An 18,325-nucleotide genomic window follows, 5' to 3' on the forward strand; every position below is an offset into this window, starting at 1 on the left:
CCTGTGCAGTGAGCTGGTGGTGGCGACACCTGTTGCGGCCAATGAACGATGAACGGTTTCTCCGGTTCCGGCATACCGGCCGTCATGTTCATGCGGTGACAGCGTTGGAGATCGTGGATGGCATCATTGAGACGCGAAGCAACACGTTGTCTCGAATAAAGAGTGATCGCCTGAAGGGAACTTCGCAGATGCGACAACGTTCCAGCTATGGCTGTGCCGGTGCCTTCGATCGGGGACGTCAGCGAACATCACAAATAGGAGACGGTGAGATGCGCATTGCGCAGGTTGCTCCATTGACGGAGGCCGTGCCTCCGAAGCTCTACGGCGGCACTGAGCGGGTCGTGCACTGGCTGACCGAAGAGCTCGTTGCCCTCGGACACGACGTCACGCTGTTCGCCAGCGGCGATTCCCAGACCTCGGCAAAGCTCTCGCCGACATGGCCGAAGGCGCTGCGCCTCGACGGCTCGGTGCGGGACCCGAACGCACTGCACATGGTGATGCTGGAAGGCGTGCGCCGGAAATGCGACGACGAAGCGTTCGACATCCTCCATTTCCATCTGGACTATTATCCGTTCTCCCTCTTTCAGCGCCAGCCGACGCCGTTCCTGACCACCTTGCATGGCCGCCTCGATCTGCCCGAGCACCAGCCGGTGTTCTCCATGTTCAAGGATGTTCCCGTCGTCTCGATCTCGGACGCGCAGCGCCGTCCCGTTCCGAATGCCAACTGGGTCCGCACCGTCCTGCACGGATTGCCCGGGACACTATTGATGCCGAAGCCGATCACGCCGAGCTATCTCGCCGTGCTTGGGCGGATCGCGCCCGAGAAGGGCGTCGACCGCGCCATCAAGATTGCCATGCGCTGCGGCGTGCCGCTCAAGATCGCAGCCAAGGTCGATCGCGCCGACCAGGACTATTACGATCAGCTGATCTATCCACTGATCAATGGCAATCCGCTGGTCGACTATATCGGCGAGATCGGCGACGATGAAAAGCCGGCGTTCCTGTCGGGCGCGCTCGGCCTGTTGCTGCCGATCGACTGGCCGGAACCTTTCGGCCTCGTGATGATCGAAGCGATGGCCTGCGGAACACCCGTGATCGCCTATAATCGCGGCTCGGTCCCCGAAGTGATCGATGACGGCATCACCGGTTTCATCGTCGAGGACGAGCTCAGCGCGGTCGCCGCGGTCAATCGCCTCGCCGATCTCAGCCGCGCCCGCGTGCGCGAGCAGTTCGAGAGGCGCTTCACCGCGCGGCGCATGGCACTCGACTATCTCGCCGCCTATCGCAGCCTGATCGACCGCGCCGAGCCGCGCATCAGGTTGGTCAGCAGCGCGGAATGACAGTATGGAGGCCGGGCGATTGCACCGCCCGGTCTCCGCCTCGATTTAGATCACCCTTGCTAAGTCACCTTCGCACGCTTCGGCGCGACGATCTCGAACATGCGAGGGAACTCGTCCATCAAGGACATCAGCTCGGCAAGCCGCATCGGATTTCCGGCGAAGCTGATCTTTCCGGCCGCGACCGCGTCCGGAAAGGTCACAGCTTTCGCGATGATCTCGTCGAGCGTCGATCGCGCCAGCGTAAATCCTGCGTCCGCTGTACAGGCCTGCACGCCCACGGCATAGGTCAGCGCGCAGTTCTGCAGCGTCAGCACAAATTGCTCGCCGGAATCGGTGAAGGTCCAGTTCAGCACGATGTGCTTGCCCTCGGCCTTCGGCCCGTTCAGCCGGACGCCGAGCACGTCCCATAATTGCTCCGTGCGCAAGGCCGCCAGGGTCTCGCGCGGCATGCCCGGGCGCGCGGGGACATCCGGCATGCCGTGGCGCAGCTCCTGCGCGCCGAACAAATAGGCATTGCGCCAGGTTGCGCTCTCGGCGGCGTAGCCGAGCTGCTCCAGCGTATCGGCCAGCAGCGCGCGCGCCGCGGTATTGTCAGGCTCGGCAAAGACGAGATGACTGACAGCCTGCGCCACGAAGCGGAACTCGCCTCTTGCAAAATCCTCGCGCGCCCGCGCCAGCAGGCTCTCCGCGCCGCCCATGTACGCGACATATTTCCGCCCGGCCTCGACCGGCGGCAAAGGATCGAGATTGGCGGGGTTAGCATCATACCAGCCGAGATATTTCTGATAGATCGCCTTCACATTGTGCCGGATGTGGCCGTAATAGCCGCGCGCATGCCACGCGCCTTCGAGGCTTTTCGGCAGCGCGATGGTCTCGGCGATCTCGCTCGCGGTCAGGCCGTGATTCATCAGCCGCACGGTCTGATCATGCGCGAATTTGTAGAGATCGCGCTGCTCGCGGATGACAATGTCGACCCGGCTCGCACCCCATACCGGCCAATGATGCTGGCCGCACATCGCCTCGGCCTTGCCGCCCCACAATTGCAGCGCCTCGCCGAGATATTTCGACCAGGCCAGCGCATCGCGCACATCGGCGCCGCGAAACGGCAGCAGATTGTGGAAGTTGTGCGTACAGTTCTCGGCGAGGTTCAACAGCCTGTAGCGCGGCACGTAGAAATGCATCTCGGCCGGCGCCTCGCTGTTCGGCGCCATCTGGAATTCGAAGACGAGCCCGTCGATGGTCCTGGTGTCACCCGTCGCCATGATGAGGTCGGTCGGCCGCAGCAGCGCCACGGATCCCGCCGCCATGCTCTTGCCGAGCCCGCAATCGACATGCCCCTTCGCGCCCTTGGCCAGCAATGGACCGAACTGATATTGCGCCCGGCGCAGCATCGCGGGACCGGCGATGATGTTCTCAGACACCGCATGCTCGATGAACAGGTTCGGCGCGATCAGCGGCACCCGGCCGCTGGCGACCGCATCCTCGTCGACCACGCCGCGCGCGCCGCCCCAATGATCGGTGTGGGTGTGGGTGAACATCACAGCCGTGACCGGCCGGACCCCGCGATGCTGATAATACAGCTCGAGCGCCGCCCGCGCGCCCTCGATCGAGGTCAGCGTGTCGACCACGATCACCCCCGTCTCGCCCTCGATCAGCGTCATGTTGGCGATATCGAGCCCACGCACCTGGTAGACGCCGGGCACGACCTCGAACAGGCCATGATGCATGTTGAGCTTCGCCTGCCGCCACAGGCTCGGATTGACGGTCGGCGGCGCATCCTCCACATTCAGAAAGCCGTAGGGCGCGAGGCTCCAGACGGTCCGCCCCTGCACGGTCGTGACCTTGGCATCCTCGATCGTGCCGAGAAAGCCGCGCGCCGCGTCCGCGAAATCAGCCGTGTCCGCAAAGGGCAACGCATCGAGCACGGACCTCTGCGCCGCAACCACGGCCGCCGTGGCCTCCTTTGGCTCGTTGAAGCGTTCACCGTCGATCGAGGCATTCATGGCTTCCGTCCTCCCGCAACCCACTTGTTTGAGGGATGCTAATGCGCGGAACCCTGGAGCGCAAATCGCAGCCGGAAAGCGGCTTTCAGATCACGTGATCGACCGCCGCATCGATCGTGGCGTAGATCGCCTCGATATCGGCAGCGGTGACGCAGTAAGGCGGCATCACATAGATCGTATGGCCGAGCGGCCGCAGCAGCACGTCGCTGTCGCGAAAGAACGCCTGCAGCTTCGGTCCGATGTCGGCGAGATAGCCCTCGTCGTCGGCATGAAGGTCGAGCGCGGTGATGGTGCCGCAGCGTCGCACGTCCGAGAATCGCTCGTCGTCTCGAAAGCGCGCGACACAACGCTCCTGCGCTGCAGCGACGGAGGAGATCCGGGCGTGCGTCTCCGGCTGCTGCCACAGTGCGAGATTGGCACATGCCGCAGCGCAGGCGATCGGATTGGCCGTGTAGGAGCTGGAATGGAAGAAGGTGCGCCTGCGGTCGGTCGAATAATGCGCCTCGAAGATCTCTGCGCTGCACAGCGTCACCGCGAGCGGCATCGCCCCGCCCGTCAGGCCCTTGGCGTAGCAGGCGATATCGGGAGCGATGCCGGCCTGCTCGCAGGCGAATAGAGTGCCGGTCCGGCCCCAGCCGGTCATGACCTCGTCGGCGATGAACAGCACGCCGGACGCCTTGCAGATGCGGTGCATCTCGCGCAGCAGCGCTGCGGGATACATCAGCATGCCACCAGCGCCGAGCACCAGCGGCTCCACGATGAAGGCGGCCGGCCTGTCGCCTTCGCAGATCGCGGCAAGCGCGTCGAGCGTCGCCTGCTCATGTCCCGCGGCTGGAAACGGCACCACGGCGACATCGAACAGCAGCGGCTCATAGGCTGCGTTGAACACGCCGCGGGCACCGACCGACATCGTGCCGATCGTGTCGCCGTGATAGGAATGCTGCATCACGGCAATGCGCGCGCGCGGCTCGCCGATATTCCTGAAATAGCCGAGCGCCATCTTCAGCGCGACCTCGACGCTGGTGGCGCCGCTGTCCGAGAAGAAGACATGCGCCAGCGTGGGTGGGACCAGATCGAGCAGGCCGGCAGCGAGTTGCTCGGCCGGTTCGTGGGTATGTCCGGCGAAGATGACCTGATCTAGCCGCCCGGCCTGCTCCTGGATCGCGCGCACGATCGGCGGATGACAATGGCCATGCGTCACCACCCACCAGGAGGCGATCGCATCGATGATGCGCCGGCCATCGCGTGTGATGAGATACGCGCCGTCGCCGCGCGCGACCGGCGTCATCTCCGGCTGCAGCGCATGCTGGGTGAAGGGATGCCAGATCGGCGAGACGGCCTTGCGCGTCATGGCGCGAAATCCGCGTGCCGGAATTCGGCCGCCATGGCCTGCTGCAGGGATCGCGCGTTCAGCGCCGGAAGCCAGGGCAGCCGGCCGAGCCGCTTCACCGCGCCGAGCCGGCAGATCGTCTCCTCACTGTCCGCACAGGCGTCGCCGATGAAGGCGATACCGAGCACCGCGATGCCGCGGCTGCGCAGTGCGGCCAGCGACAGCAGCGAGTGATTGATCGTGCCGAGGCTGGTGCGGGCGCAGAGCACGACCGGCCATTGCCATCGCGCGAAGACGTCGAGATAGAGCGTATCCGCGGTGAGCGGCACCATCACGCCGCCGGCGCCCTCGATCACCAGGGGCCTGCCGCCGGTGTCGGGAGGGTTCAACCGCAGCGGATCGATGCTGACGCCATCGAGCCGTGCCGCGAGATGCGGCGAAGCCGGCGCGGCCAGGCGATAGGCTTCGGGGACCAGACGGTCGTCGGCGAGGTCGGCGAGCCGCTGAACGCAGCGCGAATCCGTCTCCTCGGCAAGCCCCGCCTGCACCGGCTTCCAGTAGCAGGCCCCGAGCAGGCCCGTGAGCGCCGCGGCGAACACGGTCTTGCCGATGCCGGTGTCGGTGCCCGTGACTACGATGCGCTGCGCCATCGCTGTCCGGCTCCGGTTTCCTCGGCGAGCGCGTCAAGCAGCGACACCACCGCGGCCTCATCGACGTTCAAGGTGAGCGACAGCCGGAGCCGCGCCGTGCCGGCGGGCACGGTCGGCGGACGGATGCCGCGAATGTCGAAGCCGCGCGCCTGCAGCGCCGAGGCCAGCGCCATCGCCGGAGCATTGTCGCCGACGATGTAGGGAATGATCTGGGACGACGACCAGGTGGTGCCGAACCGGCGCGCGATCTCGCCATGGGTGAAAGCGACAAGCCGTGAGAGCTGCTGCAGCCGTTGCGGCTCGTCCTGAAGGATCGCAAGCGCCTCCAGCACGGCGACCGCCATCAGCGGCGAGGGCGCGGTCGCGAAGATGAAGGGACGGCAACGGTTGACGAGCGTATCGCGCAGCACCCGGCTGGCCGTGACCAGGGCGCCGGCAGAGCCGAGCGCCTTGCCGCAGGTGTGAACGACAACGACGTTGTCGCGTCCCTCGAAGCCCGAGGCGAGACCCCGCCCCTGCTCGCCATGCACCCCGGTCGCATGCGCCTCGTCGATCAGCAGGAACGCATCGTGACGCGCGGCGATCGCGATCAGATCGTCGAGCGGAGCCAGGTCGCCGTCCATGCTGTACAGGCTTTCGACAGCGATCCAGGGCCGGCCGACACCGCCATCCCTCCGCCAGGCCAGGATCGCATCCTCAGCGGACTGCGGATCATTGTGCCTGAACTGACAGATCTCGGCGCGCCCGGCGCGAGCGCCCTCATGCGTGCTGGCATGCACCAGCGCGTCGAGCACCAGCAGGTCGTCGGCTTGCGGCAGCGTCGTCAGCACGGCGAAATTGGCGATGTAGCCGGATCCGAAGAACAGCGCGCTGTCAGCGCCGAAGAAGCGCGCGGCCATAGCTTCCAGCCGCTCATGCTCCTCGCAATTGCCGCGCAGCAGGCGCGAACCGCCGGCTCCGACCGGCGTGCCCGCCTCCATGGCGGCGGCAATCGCGCGCTTCATCCGCGGCGCCTGCGCCAGGCCGAGATAGTCGTTCGACGAGAAATCAAGACCGGATCTCGGGCTCAACCGGCGCAGCCGGTCGTCGGCCGCGAGGCTCTGCAACCGCTCGGCGTAGCCGGCGAGCTTGTCGGCAGCGGCATTCATGCATCAGCTCCCTTCTTCGGAACGCCTTCTGTCAGAGCAACGTCGGCACCGGCGCTGCGCCGGGCCGGTCAGGGGATGACGCGGCCTAGCTCAGGCGACGAACGAACCGTCTGCCGTTTCCTTTGGGGCCGTCGCGGCGGCCGGACGCACCGACAATGACGAGGTCATGCCGAGGCGCGCGAGCAGCGCCGCATCGCGATCGGCCTGCGGATTGGCCGTGGTCAGCAGCACATCGCCGATGAAGATCGAATTGGCACCGGCGAGCAGACACAAGCTCTGCAATTCGTCGCTCATATATTGCCGGCCGGCGGACAGCCGCACGACGCTTTGCGGCATCATGATGCGCGTCACCGCGATCAACCGCACCAGCGCGATCGGATCCGGGCGCGCGGCGGTATCGTTGACCGGCACGCCCTTGACCTCGTTCCACATGTTGATCGGCACGCTGTCGGGATGGGCGTCGAGATTGGCCAGCAGCACCATCATGCCGAGCCGGTCATCGACCGCCTCGCCCATGCCGATGATGCCGCCGCAGCACACCTTGATGCCGGCGTCCCGCACATGCGCAAGCGTGTCGATGCGATCCTGCAGGGTCCGCGTCGTGATGATGCGGTCGTAAAATTCGGGCGAGGTGTCGACATTGTGGTTGTAGAAATCGAGCCCGGCCTGCTTCAGACGCAGCGCCTGCGGCGGCGTCAGCATGCCCAGGGTGACGCAGGTCTCCATCCCCAGATCCTTCACGGCGCTGACCATGTCGCAGACCTGGTCGAGATCACGGTCTTTCGGGCTGCGCCAGGCTGCGGCCATGCAGAAGCGCTCCGCCCCCGCCGCCTTGGCGCGCTGTGCGGTGGCGACCACAGCGTCGCGATCCATCAGCTTGGTCGCCTTGAGGCCGGTGTCGTAATGCGCGCTCTGGGAACAGTAGCCGCAATCCTCCGGACAACCGCCGGTCTTGATGCTGAGCAGGCTCGCCGTCTCCAGCCGGGTCGGATCGAAGTGCCGGCGGTGCACCGACTGGGCTCGGAACATCAGATCCGGGAATGGCAGGGCATAGAGCGCTTCGGCCTCGGCCCTGGTCCAGTCGTGACGGAGGGCGCCATCCGCTGCAGGTTGCGACGACGATGGCCCGCGCACTTCACTCATCTCAAACTCCGGTCTACAAATCATAGATTTTCCGTTCGAAAATCTATGATCAAGCGTATTTAAGCACCGTAAAATATCGATGCTTCCGAGGCACGCGGTTTTTCGATAGATAATCTATCACCATGCAGGACGAGAATTTCACCACCGCCCATCGGATCGCCGACGCGCTCACCGAGCGGATCGTCAGCGGCGCGCTGCCGCCGGACGCCCCGCTGCGGCAGGACCACATTGCGCGCGAGTTCAACTCCAGCCACGTGCCGGTGCGCGAGGCGTTCCGACAGCTCGAAGCGCTGTATCTGGTGGTCGCAGCGCCGCGACGCGGCGTGCGGGTGGCGCCGCTCGATGCGAAATCGACCAAGGAAATTGTCGAGATGCGCGTGGCGCTCGAGGTGGTGGCGCTGCGCAACGCCGCCCCGCGCTATACGCCGACGCAGCTCGCCGCGATCGAGCTTGCGCTGATCGAGGCCGACAATGCCGAGACCATCCAGGAGTTCGAGACCGCCAACCGCGCCTTCCATCGCGCGCTGGTCGCGCCTTGCGCGATGCCGCGGTTGCTGGCGAGCCTGGATGGATTGCGGCTGGCCAATTCCCGGCTGGTGCTCGCGATGGCGCGCAACGCCGGCTGGCGTCCACGCACCAACCAGGATCACAGGCTGATCCTGCAGGCCCTGCGCGCCCGCCAGATCGGCCATGCCTGCGAACTGCTGACCCGTCACAACCAGACCATCGAGCGGCTGGCGCGGCCGGGCGTGTAGAAGGTTCGGCCCGTTCCCAGTGATCATGCGCATAAGCCCATGCGCCCGCGATGGCTGGGGCCCTGGCCCGCTCTTGTGTACATGCTCATCGCAGCGGCGTCCGCGAACCGAAGGTCCCCATGTCCAACCGCCACCATGCTTCGAAGCTCGCCGGCGACGGCGCCGACGGCCTGCCTTCCAGCCAGCGGCCCTGGGCGATCGCCGCGATCTTCACCGCGCTGTCGATGGCCTCGCTCGACGTCGCCATCGCCAACATCGCACTGCCGTCGATCTCGGCCGATCTCCACGTCTCGCCGGCCGAGGTGGTCTGGGTCGTCAACATCTACCAGATCGCGCTGGTCGCAACCCTGCTGCCGCTCGGCGCGCTCGGCGAGATCGTGGGCCATCAGCGCATCTATCTCGGCGGCCTGCTGCTGTTCACGCTGGCCTCGGTCGGCTGCGCGCTGGCCTGGTCGCTGCCGACCCTGGTGATCGCACGCGCCCTGCAGGGCCTCGGCGCCAGCGGCATCATGAGCGTCAACACGGCGCTGGTCCGCTTCGTCTATCCCGGCAAGATGCTCGGTCGCGGCCTCGGCCACAACGCGCTCGTGGTCGGCATCTCCTTCACCTTCGGCCCGACCATCGCCTCCGCCATTCTCTCGCTCGGCTCGTGGCCGTGGTTGTTCGCGATCAACCTGCCATTCGGCCTGGTTGCGATCGCCATCGGCCTGAAGATGCTGCCGCGGACGCCGCGCGCCGAGCACAGCTTCGACTTTCTCGGCGCCGGCCTCGCCGCACTTTGCCTCGGCCTCTTCATCACCGGCATCGGCAGCGCCGCGCATGGTGCGACGCCGGCGGCGGTCGTGGCCGAACTGGTGGGCGCGCTGGTGCTCGGCATCATCCTGACCCGCCGTCAGGCCGATCATCCCGCGCCGATGCTGCCGATCGACCTGTTCCGCCGCGGCGTGTTCGCGCTCTCGGCCGCGACGGCCGTGTGCTCCTTCTCCGTGCAGGGCCTCGGCTTCGTGTCGCTGCCGTTCTATTTCGAGGACATTCTGCAGCGCTCGCAGGTCGAGACCGGCTTCTTCATGACGCCCTGGCCACTCGCGGTGACGATCATGGCGCCGATCGCCGGCCGGCTGTCGGATCGCTTCCCCGCCGGCCTGCTCGGCGGCATCGGCCTCGTGATGCTCGGAACCGGCATGGCGCTGCTCGCCATGCTGCCGGAAAATCCGAGCATCGCCAACATCGTCTGGCGCATGCTGATCTGCGGCATCGGGTTCGGCTTCTTCCAGGCGCCGAACATGAAGGCCATCATGTCAAGCGCCCCGCCGCATCGCAGCGGCGGCGCCAGCGGCATCGTCGCGACCGCGCGGCTGACCGGCCAGACCACGGGCGCGGCCCTGGCCGCGCTATGCTTCAGCCTGGCGGGGCGCGAAGGCGCGACACTGGCCTTGGCGCTCGGCGCAGGCTTCGCCGCGCTCGGCAGCGTGATGAGCTTCCTGCGGCTTGCCGTGGCGCCGCCGCGGAGCTGATGAGTTCGAGCGAACGACGACCCCGTGCCATCACAATTCTTCCGCGCAGCAAACGCATATTCTTGATTTGAAGGATGCAAACGTTCGCGGCACAGTGCGGCCCGCAGTTCAACTGGCGAGTTGAACGAAAGGGATCTGCGATGGCAAACCTCACGATTAACGGCAGAGTTTATGATCTCGACGTCGAGCCCGACACGCCGCTGCTGTGGGCGATCCGCGAGAATGCCGGATTGACCGGCACCAAATATGGCTGCGGCATTGCACAATGCGGCGCCTGCACCGTGCATCTCGATGGCGCGGCCGTTCGGTCCTGCGGCGTCACCGTCTCCGAGGCCGCGGGCAAGCAGATCACCACGATCGAAGGTCTCGGCAACGAGAGCGGCCTGCACAAGGTGCAGCAGGCCTGGCTCGAGAACGATGTTCCGCAATGCGGCTACTGCCAGAGCGGCATGATCATGGCGGTGGCCGCGCTGCTGAAGGACAACCCCAAGCCAAGCGACCAGGACATCAACGACGCCATCAGCAACATCTGCCGCTGTGGAACCTTCGCGCAGGTGCGCGAGGCGATCCACACCGCCGCCAACGCCTGAGGAGGTCGGCATGAACCAGCACGTCTCGCCGCGCCTCAACCGTCGCTCCTTCGTCATCGGCACCGCCGCGCTCGGCGGCGGGCTCGCGCTCGGGCTCGACCTTCCCTTCGGCGGCCCTCAGATCGTGCGCGCCGCGGACGGCTCGCCCGAGGTCAATGCCTGGGTGGTGATCCGTCCGGACGACACCGTGGTGATCCGCATCGCCCGCTCCGAGATGGGCCAGGGCTCGCTGACCGGCCTCGCCCAGCTCGTCGCCGAGGAACTCGCCTGCGACTGGAGCAAGGTCACCACCGAATATCCGACACCGGGCCAGAACGTCGCCCGCAAGCGCGTCTGGGGCGATTTCTCCACCGGCGGCAGCCGCGGCATCCGCTCGTCGCAGGACTATGTCCGCAAGGGCGGCGCCGCCGCGCGCATGATGCTGATCCAGGCCGCCGCCGATGAGTGGAAGGTGCCGGCATCCGAATGCACCGCCGCCAACAGCGTCATCACCCACAAGAAATCGGGGCGCACCACGACCTACGGCAAGGTGGCCGAAGCCGCCGCCAAGCTGACGCCGCCGGCCGACGTCAAGCTGAAGGACCCGAAGGACTGGACCCTGATCGGCAAGGGCGTGAAACGCCTCGACACCGCCGACAAGGTGACGGGCGCCATGATCTACGGCGCCGACATCAAGCTCCCGGGCATGCTCAACGCGGCGATCAAGGATTGTCCGGTCACCGGCGGCAAGCTGAAAAGCTATGACGAAGCCAAGATCGCCGGCATGAAGGGCGTGAAGAAGGTCGTGGCGGTCGACGGCACCGCCGTCGCCGTCGTCGCCGACACCTGGTGGCACGCCAAGACGGCGCTCGATGCGCTGCCGATCGTGTGGGACGAAGGCGAGAACGCCAAGGTCTCGTCGGCCTCGATCGCCAAATGGCTGGCCGAGGGTTTGGAGTCCGGCCCGGCCTTCATCGGCAACGAGAACGGCGACGCCAAGGCCGCGCTCGCCGGCGCAGCGAAGAAGGTCGAGGCGGTCTACAACTATCCCTACCAGAACCACGCCACGATGGAGCCGATGAACGCGACCGCGCTCTACACGCCGGAGCGTTGCGAAGTGTGGTGCGGCACGCAGAATGGCGAGGCGGCGTTCGCCGCCGTGCTGGAAGCCTCGGGGCTGCCGGCGGACAAATGCGAGGTGCACAAGCTGATCCTCGGCGGCGGCTTCGGCCGGCGCGGCCAGACCGACTATGTCCGCCAGGCCGTGCAGATCGCCAAGGCGATGCCGGGCACGCCGGTCAAGCTGCTGTGGTCGCGCGAGGAGGACATGACGCATGGCCGCTATCACCCGATCACGCAATGCAAGCTGACCGGCGGCTTCGACGCCGACAACAATCTGACCGCGCTGCACATGCGCATCTCCGGCCAGTCGATCCTGTTCAGCCTGCGCCCCGACGCGCTGGTCAACGGCAAGGATCCGGCAACCTTCCAGGGGCTGGCGCCATCAGGCGAAGCGACGATCGGCTATTCCGTGCCGAATTTGCTGGTCGAGCACTCCATGCGCAACCCGCACATCAATCCGGGCTTCTGGCGCGGCGTCAACGTGAACCAGAACGCGATCTATCTCGAATGCTTCATGGATGAGCTCGCCGATGCGGCCGGCCAGGATCCGCTGGAATTCCGCCGCAAGCTGATGAGCAAAAATCCAAAGCATCTCGCGGTGCTCGACGCGGTGGCCGAGAAGATCGGCTGGGGCTCGCCGGCGCCGGAAGGCGTCTATCGCGGGCTGGCGCAGCTGCACGGCTATGGCAGCTACGTCGCGGGTGCCGCCGAGATCTCGGTGATCGACGGCACCAAGATCAAGATCCACCGCATCGTCGCCTCGACCGACCCGGGCTACGTCGTCAACCCGGCGCAGGTGGAGCGGCAGATCGCGGGCTCGTTCGTGTACGGCCTGTCGGCGCTGTTCTATGGCGGCTGTACGGTGAAAGACGGGCGCATCGTTGAGACCAATTTCGACAGCTACAACTCGATGCGCATCGCCGAGATGCCGAAGGTGGAAGCGATCATGATCCCGAGCGGCGGCTTCTGGGGCGGCGTCGGCGAGCCGACCATCGGCGTTGCCGCGCCCGCCGTGCTGAATGCGTATTTCGCCGCCACCGGCAAACGCATCCGCTCGGTGCCGCTGCGCGACCAGAACATCACCTTCGCATGATCAGCGGGGCGGCAGGCGTTCCGAACAATGCCTGCCGCCGTGCTATTCTGAAGCCATGACATTCACCCGGCAGCGCACCCGCAGAGAGGTCGGCGGCCTGATCGCGGCGAGCGCTGCCCTGCTCGCGGCGCCGACCGTGCTGCGTGCGCAGACAACCGCGCGCATCGTCGTGATCGGCGGCGGCTTTGGCGGCGCCAGCTGCGCCCGCGCGCTGCGCCAGGCCGATGCGAAGCTCGAGGTCACCCTGGTCGAGAGCAACAGGATCTTCACCTCGTGCCCGCTCAGCAATGAGGTCATCGCCGGCCTGCGCGACATCGGCGCCCAGCAATTCGGCTACGACAACATCGCCGCTGAAGGCGTGCGCGTCATTCTGCAGGCGGCCACCGCGATCGACGCGCCCGGGCACAAGGTGACGCTCGCCGATGGCACGACGCTGGCCTATGACCGCCTCGTGCTGGCGCCGGGCATCGACATCGATTTCAGCGCGCTGCAGGGCTACGACGAGGCCGCCTCCGCCATGATGCCGCACGCCTACAAGGCCGGCGCGCAGACGCAGCTGCTGCGCCAGCAGATCGAGGCGATGGCCGACGGCGGAACGGTCGCGATTGCCGTTCCCGCCAATCCGTCGCGCTGTCCGCCCGCGCCTTACGAGCGCGCCAGCCTGATCGCGCATTATCTGAAGACGCACAAGCCGAAGTCGAAAGTGCTGATCCTCGACGCCAAGGACAGTTTTTCGCAGCAGAAGCTGTTCGAGCAGGCGTGGAACGAGCTGTACGGCGGCATGATCGAGCGCATTCCGTTGTCACAAGGAGGCCGCGTCACCGGCGTCGACGTCGGCACGCGCACGGTGATCACCGAATTCGGCAACTACAATCCGGATGTCGCCAACATCATCCCGCCGCAGAAAGCCGGCCGCATCGCCGCACTTGCCGGCGCCGCCGACCGTACCGGCTGGTGCCCGATCGATGCCGCAACCTTCGCCTCGAAGCTCGTGCCCGATGTCCGCGTCATCGGCGACGCCTGCCTCGGCGGCGGCATCCCGAAATCCGCAGGCGCAGCGCAGGCGCAAGGCAAGGCCTGCGCGGCCGTGATCGTGCGCGACCTGACCGGACGCTCCTCCGAGCCGCCGCCGCTGACCGGCATCTGTTACAGCATCGTCGCGCCGGACACCGCGTTCTCACTGTCGGGCGTCTATCAACCGAAGGGGGACCTCTTCGCCGAGGTCGAGGGCGGCAGGACGAGCTCTCTCGACGCGCCGCGCAGCGCACGGGCCGCCGAGGCGGACGCTGCGACGGCCTGGTTCAAGGCGCTGACCCATGATGCGTTCGGTTAGCCGGGTCATCGCCATGATCATCAGCGCCCTGCCCGCAGCAATCGCTGCGCAGGAGCTGAAGCCGTATACGATCGTCGGCGACGGCATCCCCGACTCGCTCACCGGCCAGCCCGGCGACGCGACGCGGGGCCGCGCGCTCGTCCTCGCGCGCAGCTCGACCTGCATCCTCTGTCATTCCGGCCCGTTCCCGGAAGCGCGCTTCCAGGGCGATCTCGCGCCGAGCCTCACCGGCGCGGGCCAGCGCTCCACGATCGCGCAGCTCCGGCTGCGGCTGGTCGACGCATCCAGCATCAATCCGGAGACGATCATGCCGTCTTATTACCGCGTCGACGGGCTGACACGCGTGGGTTCCGCCTGGCGCGGCAAGCCGATCCTGTCGGCCGAACAGATCGAAGACATCATCGCCTATCTCGCGACCCTGCGCGAGTGACCCCATATGGCCAGCATGTTCGCCCCGTCCCCCATCTCGCGCCGCCATCTGCTGCAGTTCGCCGGCACGCTCACGGCCGCAGGCACGCTGCCGCTGGTCACCGTCCGGCCCGCGCGGGCCACGCCGGCGATGCTCGCTTCGGCCATCCGCAACCTCGTCGGCGAAGCGCATGTGCAGGCCGGCAAGGTCCGCCTCGACATTCCGCCGCTGGTCGAGAACGGCAACACCGTGCCGATGACCGTCAGCGTCGATCACCCGATGACGCCTGACACCCACGTCAAGAGCATCCACGTCTTCAACGAGAAGAACCCGCAGCCGAACGTGGCGAACTTCCATCTGACGCCGAGCGCCGGCCGCGCCCAGGTCACGACCCGCATCCGGCTCGCCGACACCCAGAAGGTCGTGGCGATCGCACGACTCTCCGATGGTTCGTTCTGGTCTGTCAGCGTCGACGTCATCGTGACCTTGGCCGCCTGCACCGAGGAACTGCCGTGATGCCTGCCGCCCTCGTCAACGTTCCCGCCAAGGCCAAGCGCGGCACCGTTATCGAGATCAAGACCCTGATGAGCCATGTGATGGAGCCGGGCTATCGCCACACCGCCGCCGGCGAGGTCGTGCCGCGCGACATCATCACCAGCTTCACCTGCAAGTTCAACGGTGCCGAGATCTTCCGGGCCGATTTGTTTCCCGCCATCGCCGCCAATCCGTTCCTGTCGTTCTTCACCGCGGCGAGCGAGAGCGGGCGCTTCACGTTCGAGTGGATCGGCGACAATGGCTTTGTCGCCACCGCTTCGGCGGCGATCACGGTCGAATGATGCGGCGCGTTGTCCTCGCTGCCCTGGTGCTGCTTGGCGCAGCGCTGCCTGGTCAGGCCGGCGAGATCGCAGCATCCGCGCGCCGCTCCGGCTATGAGTTCATGTCGGCCGACACGAAGGCCATGCAGGATGACGACACCGTCAATCCCGCGATGCTGTCGGTGCTCGATGGCGAGGCGCTGTGGACGACGAAAACCGGCGCAGCCGGCAAATCCTGCAGCGATTGTCACGGCGCCGTCGACGTCAGCATGAAAGGCGTCGCCGCGCGCTATCCCGCCTTCGATGCCGCGAGCGGCGCGCCGATCGATCTCGGCCAACGCGTCAACCACTGCCGCAGGCAGCATCAGGAGGCTGAACAATTGGCGCCCGAGAGCCGCGAATTGCTGGCGCTGACGACCCTGATCGCAAGGCAGTCGCGGGGGATGCCGATCACCGCCGGCGACGACCCGCGGCTGGCGGCGTCGGTCGCGCGCGGCCGCGCGATCTTCATGCAGCGGCAGGGCCAGCTCAATCTCGCCTGCACCAACTGCCACGACGACCATTGGGACAGGCATCTCGCGGGCTCCGCGATCACGCAAGGCCAGCCGACCGGCTACCCGATCTACCGGCTGGAATGGCAGGGCATGGGCTCGTTGCAGCGGCGCCTCCGCGGCTGCATGACCGGCGTCCGCGCCCAGGCCTACGATTTCGACGCCCCCGACATGATCGCGCTGGAGCTCTATCTGATGTCGCGGGCGCAAGGCCTGCCGGTGGAGGCGCCGGCGGTGCGGCCGTGAGCGGGCAAGGGCTCACGAGCTATCATGTGAGTAGTTCGAGAGTACAGCAGCGCTGCACCTCGCCTCGTTTGCAGGACGTCGCCTCGAGCGAGCCTCCTAATGAGCTACTCGTCATGCCCGGGCTTGACCCGGGCATCCACGTCTTTCTTTCCGGAACAACGGCGTGGATGGCCGGGACGAGCCCGGCCATGAGGGCCGAGAGACCTCCGCAACCCCAGATCAAGGCCCAGCCTTCCGCCCCTTCCGCGCCCCCGCCGCCGTCGCGTCAATCACCGGGGGCGGTCCCTCCGAGGCCTGCTTCATCAGGGGATCGGCGGCGATGAAGTCGATGAAGGTGCGGACCTTGGCGGAGAGATATTTGCGGCTGGGATAGACCGCCATCAGCGGCGCCCTGATCGTCATCGCGTCCGGCAGCACCGTCTCGAGCCGGCCGCGGGCGAGATCGTCGGCCATCAGCCAGCGCGGCAGCACCGCCATGCCCATGCCGGCGACGGCGGCGTGATGCAGCAGAGTCTCATTGCCGCTGATCAGCACGTCCTTTAACGCCAGCGCCACCTCGCCGTCAGGACCGGACAACGTGATCGTCCTGAGCGGGTACAGCGCATATTTGAGCATCGCATGGCCGTTGAGATCGGACAGCGTCTTCGGCCGCCCGGCGGCGGCGAGATAGCTCGGCGCAGCGACGAGTTGCATCAGCACAGGCGTCAGCGGCCGCGCGATCAGCCCGTCGCCCGGTGCCGCGGAGACGCGCAGCGCCAGATCAAAACCTTCGTCGACGAGATTGACCAGGCGTCCGCTGAGATCGATGTCGAGCACCACGTCCGGATAGCGGGCGCGGTAGGCCGCGAGCGTGCCGGCAAACAGCGGATTGGCGAACCACACCGGCACGCTGATCTTCAGTGTGCCGCGCGGGATCACGGTCGCCTTGCTGACGACGGCCTCGACCTCGTCGAGAGACTCCAGCATCGGCCGCACCTGGTCGAAATAGACCTGGCCCGCCTCGGTCAGGCCCACCCGCCGGCTGGTGCGGTTGAGCAGCCGGGTCGACAACCGCTGCTCCAGCTGCATGACATGCTTGGAGGCCATCGCCGGCGAGAGCCCCAGGCGATCCGCGGCGGCCGCGAAGCTCTTGAACTCCACGACCTGGCAGAACACCCGAATACTGACCAGCGTGTCCACTTGTCATCAACCCACAGGAAACGATGCTTCAACGACAAGCATAATGATCAAACCAGAAGAAATCATCAATGTCGGACATCTTTTCATTTGGAGCTCCGACCATGTCCAGCACCGCATCGACCACCGACCTCAGCCCACTCCAGCCCCCGCTGGCGCTGCGCATCGGCCTGTGGGTCGCCCAGAGCCTGCTCTTCGCCCTGTTCTGCTTCGCCGGCATCACCAAGGTCTTCACGCCGATCAATGAGCTGACCCAGATGATGCCGTGGACCGGCGAATATTCGGTGGCCTTCGTCCGCACCATCGGCCTGATCGATCTGGCTGGCGGGCTCGGCATCCTGCTGCCGTCGCTGACCCGCATCCTGCCGCGCCTGACCGTGCTGGCCGCGATCGGCTGTGCCACGCTGCAGGTGTTCGCGTTCGCCTTTCACATCTCGCGCGGCGAAGCGGCGGTCACGCCTTTGAACATCCTGCTGCTGGCGCTGTCGCTGTTCGTGCTGTGGGGCCGCAACAGCAAGGCGCCGATCGCGCCGCGCGGCTGATCCGAGCATCGCCGGTGCTGGCCATCCAGCGCCGGCGCGTTCCGTGCTAAAGGAAGCCATGATGAGCGAACCGATCCCTGACGTGTCGCGCCGCGGCTTCCTGGCTGGCGCGACGGCCCTCGGCGCGCCAGCCCCCGCCGTGCCGGCCGCTGCCCCGCGCCACGCCGGCATTGTCGTGCTGATCGACCGCAACGATCCCCATGTGATGGGTCACGCCATCAGCTATTCCGGCAATCTGACGCGGCATTTCGCCAGTCTCGGACAGACCCCGGCGATCGAGGTCGTCGCCAACGGCACCGGCATCGATGTGTTTCGCGCCGACAAATCACCGCTCAAGGAGCCGCTCGCGGCACTGCGACAGATGTATCCGCATATCGGCTTCAGCATGTGCGCCTCGTCGAAGTCGATCGCGGAGAGCAAGGAGAACGTCACGATCCAGCTGATCGACGGCGCCAAGCTGGTGCCGTTCGGCATCGGCCGCGTCGTCGAGCTGCAGCGCAAGGGCTGGGCCTACATCCATGGCTGAGTCATCGCGCGCGCCGGCGCGGCGCGATCTGCTGCTGGCCGCGGCCAGCCTGCTGCTGCT

Annotated in this window: 18 protein-coding genes; 12 read left to right on the top strand and 6 right to left on the bottom strand. The window is 66.6% G+C overall.

Annotated elements, in window-relative coordinates:
• Positions 1-269 precede the first annotated feature (269 nt).
• The gene (locus ACVIJ6_RS36310) at positions 270-1,340 is read left to right on the top strand and encodes a glycosyltransferase family 4 protein (RefSeq protein ID WP_456776679.1); all 1,071 of its coding nucleotides are present in this window, start codon (positions 270-272) and stop codon (positions 1,338-1,340) included.
• A 59-nt stretch (positions 1,341-1,399) separates the two neighbouring features.
• Here ACVIJ6_RS36310 and ACVIJ6_RS36315 read toward each other — a convergent pair whose 3' ends face one another.
• From ACVIJ6_RS36315 to bioB, 5 genes are all read right to left on the bottom strand, one after another.
• Positions 1,400-3,343 (bottom strand): alkyl/aryl-sulfatase, encoded by a 1,944-nt coding sequence (locus ACVIJ6_RS36315; RefSeq protein ID WP_456776680.1) that lies wholly within the window; start codon positions 3,341-3,343, stop codon positions 1,400-1,402.
• A gap of 85 nt (positions 3,344-3,428) precedes the next feature.
• On the bottom strand, positions 3,429-4,694 hold the full coding sequence (locus ACVIJ6_RS36320) for an adenosylmethionine--8-amino-7-oxononanoate transaminase (RefSeq protein WP_456776681.1): 1,266 nt from the start codon (positions 4,692-4,694) through the stop codon (positions 3,429-3,431).
• Positions 4,691-5,323 (bottom strand): dethiobiotin synthase, encoded by a 633-nt coding sequence (bioD, locus tag ACVIJ6_RS36325; RefSeq protein WP_456776682.1) that lies wholly within the window; start codon positions 5,321-5,323, stop codon positions 4,691-4,693. Before bioD ends, ACVIJ6_RS36320 begins: the two co-directional genes overlap by 4 nt.
• Positions 5,305-6,471, bottom strand: coding sequence for an 8-amino-7-oxononanoate synthase (locus tag ACVIJ6_RS36330; RefSeq protein ID WP_456776683.1), 1,167 nt, complete (start codon positions 6,469-6,471; stop codon positions 5,305-5,307). The genes bioD and ACVIJ6_RS36330 overlap by 19 nt, the downstream gene beginning before the upstream one ends.
• Before the next feature lie 90 nt (positions 6,472-6,561).
• A complete protein-coding gene (gene bioB / locus ACVIJ6_RS36335; protein ID WP_456776684.1) occupies positions 6,562-7,614 on the bottom strand; it encodes a biotin synthase BioB in 1,053 nt (350 codons plus the stop codon).
• A 122-nt stretch (positions 7,615-7,736) separates the two neighbouring features.
• Here bioB and ACVIJ6_RS36340 point away from each other — a divergent pair, with 122 nt between their 5' ends.
• From ACVIJ6_RS36340 to soxA, 9 genes are all read left to right on the top strand, one after another.
• Positions 7,737-8,369, top strand: a complete 633-nt coding sequence (locus ACVIJ6_RS36340; protein WP_456776685.1) for a GntR family transcriptional regulator — start codon at positions 7,737-7,739, stop codon at positions 8,367-8,369.
• A gap of 119 nt (positions 8,370-8,488) precedes the next feature.
• Positions 8,489-9,883: an MFS transporter gene (locus ACVIJ6_RS36345; RefSeq protein WP_456776686.1), complete on the top strand. Its 1,395-nt coding sequence runs from the start codon at positions 8,489-8,491 to the stop codon at positions 9,881-9,883.
• 140 nt (positions 9,884-10,023) lie between these two features.
• On the top strand, positions 10,024-10,473 hold the full coding sequence (locus tag ACVIJ6_RS36350; RefSeq protein ID WP_456776687.1) for a (2Fe-2S)-binding protein: 450 nt from the start codon (positions 10,024-10,026) through the stop codon (positions 10,471-10,473).
• 10 nt (positions 10,474-10,483) lie between these two features.
• Positions 10,484-12,667: a molybdopterin cofactor-binding domain-containing protein gene (locus ACVIJ6_RS36355; RefSeq protein WP_456776688.1), complete on the top strand. Its 2,184-nt coding sequence runs from the start codon at positions 10,484-10,486 to the stop codon at positions 12,665-12,667.
• A 55-nt stretch (positions 12,668-12,722) separates the two neighbouring features.
• On the top strand, positions 12,723-14,000 hold the full coding sequence (locus ACVIJ6_RS36360; RefSeq protein WP_456776689.1) for an FCSD flavin-binding domain-containing protein: 1,278 nt from the start codon (positions 12,723-12,725) through the stop codon (positions 13,998-14,000).
• Positions 13,984-14,430, top strand: a complete 447-nt coding sequence (gene soxX, locus ACVIJ6_RS36365; protein WP_456776690.1) for a sulfur oxidation c-type cytochrome SoxX — start codon at positions 13,984-13,986, stop codon at positions 14,428-14,430. Before ACVIJ6_RS36360 ends, soxX begins: the two co-directional genes overlap by 17 nt.
• A 6-nt stretch (positions 14,431-14,436) precedes the next feature.
• Positions 14,437-14,925, top strand: coding sequence for a SoxY-related AACIE arm protein (locus ACVIJ6_RS36370; RefSeq protein WP_456776691.1), 489 nt, complete (start codon positions 14,437-14,439; stop codon positions 14,923-14,925).
• Positions 14,925-15,245 (top strand): thiosulfate oxidation carrier complex protein SoxZ, encoded by a 321-nt coding sequence (soxZ, locus tag ACVIJ6_RS36375; RefSeq protein WP_456776692.1) that lies wholly within the window; start codon positions 14,925-14,927, stop codon positions 15,243-15,245. Before ACVIJ6_RS36370 ends, soxZ begins: the two co-directional genes overlap by 1 nt.
• Positions 15,245-16,021 (top strand): sulfur oxidation c-type cytochrome SoxA, encoded by a 777-nt coding sequence (gene soxA / locus ACVIJ6_RS36380; RefSeq protein ID WP_456776693.1) that lies wholly within the window; start codon positions 15,245-15,247, stop codon positions 16,019-16,021. The genes soxZ and soxA overlap by 1 nt, the downstream gene beginning before the upstream one ends.
• 219 nt (positions 16,022-16,240) lie before the next feature.
• On the opposite strand, the gene ACVIJ6_RS36385 is transcribed toward soxA, so the two are convergent.
• Positions 16,241-17,200: a LysR family transcriptional regulator gene (locus ACVIJ6_RS36385; RefSeq protein ID WP_456776694.1), complete on the bottom strand. Its 960-nt coding sequence runs from the start codon at positions 17,198-17,200 to the stop codon at positions 16,241-16,243.
• Between the two features lie 101 nt (positions 17,201-17,301).
• Here ACVIJ6_RS36385 and ACVIJ6_RS36390 point away from each other — a divergent pair, with 101 nt between their 5' ends.
• Complete coding sequence (locus tag ACVIJ6_RS36390) at positions 17,302-17,739, top strand: DoxX family protein (protein ID WP_456776695.1); 438 nt, start codon at positions 17,302-17,304, stop codon at positions 17,737-17,739.
• A 61-nt stretch (positions 17,740-17,800) separates the two neighbouring features.
• Positions 17,801-18,265 carry a DsrE family protein gene (locus ACVIJ6_RS36395; RefSeq protein ID WP_456776696.1) on the top strand — a complete coding sequence of 155 codons (465 nt, stop codon included), beginning with the start codon at positions 17,801-17,803 and terminating at the stop codon, positions 18,263-18,265.
• Positions 18,266-18,325: the final 60 nt, after the last annotated feature.

This window comes from Bradyrhizobium sp. USDA 4369 (assembly GCF_054056435.1).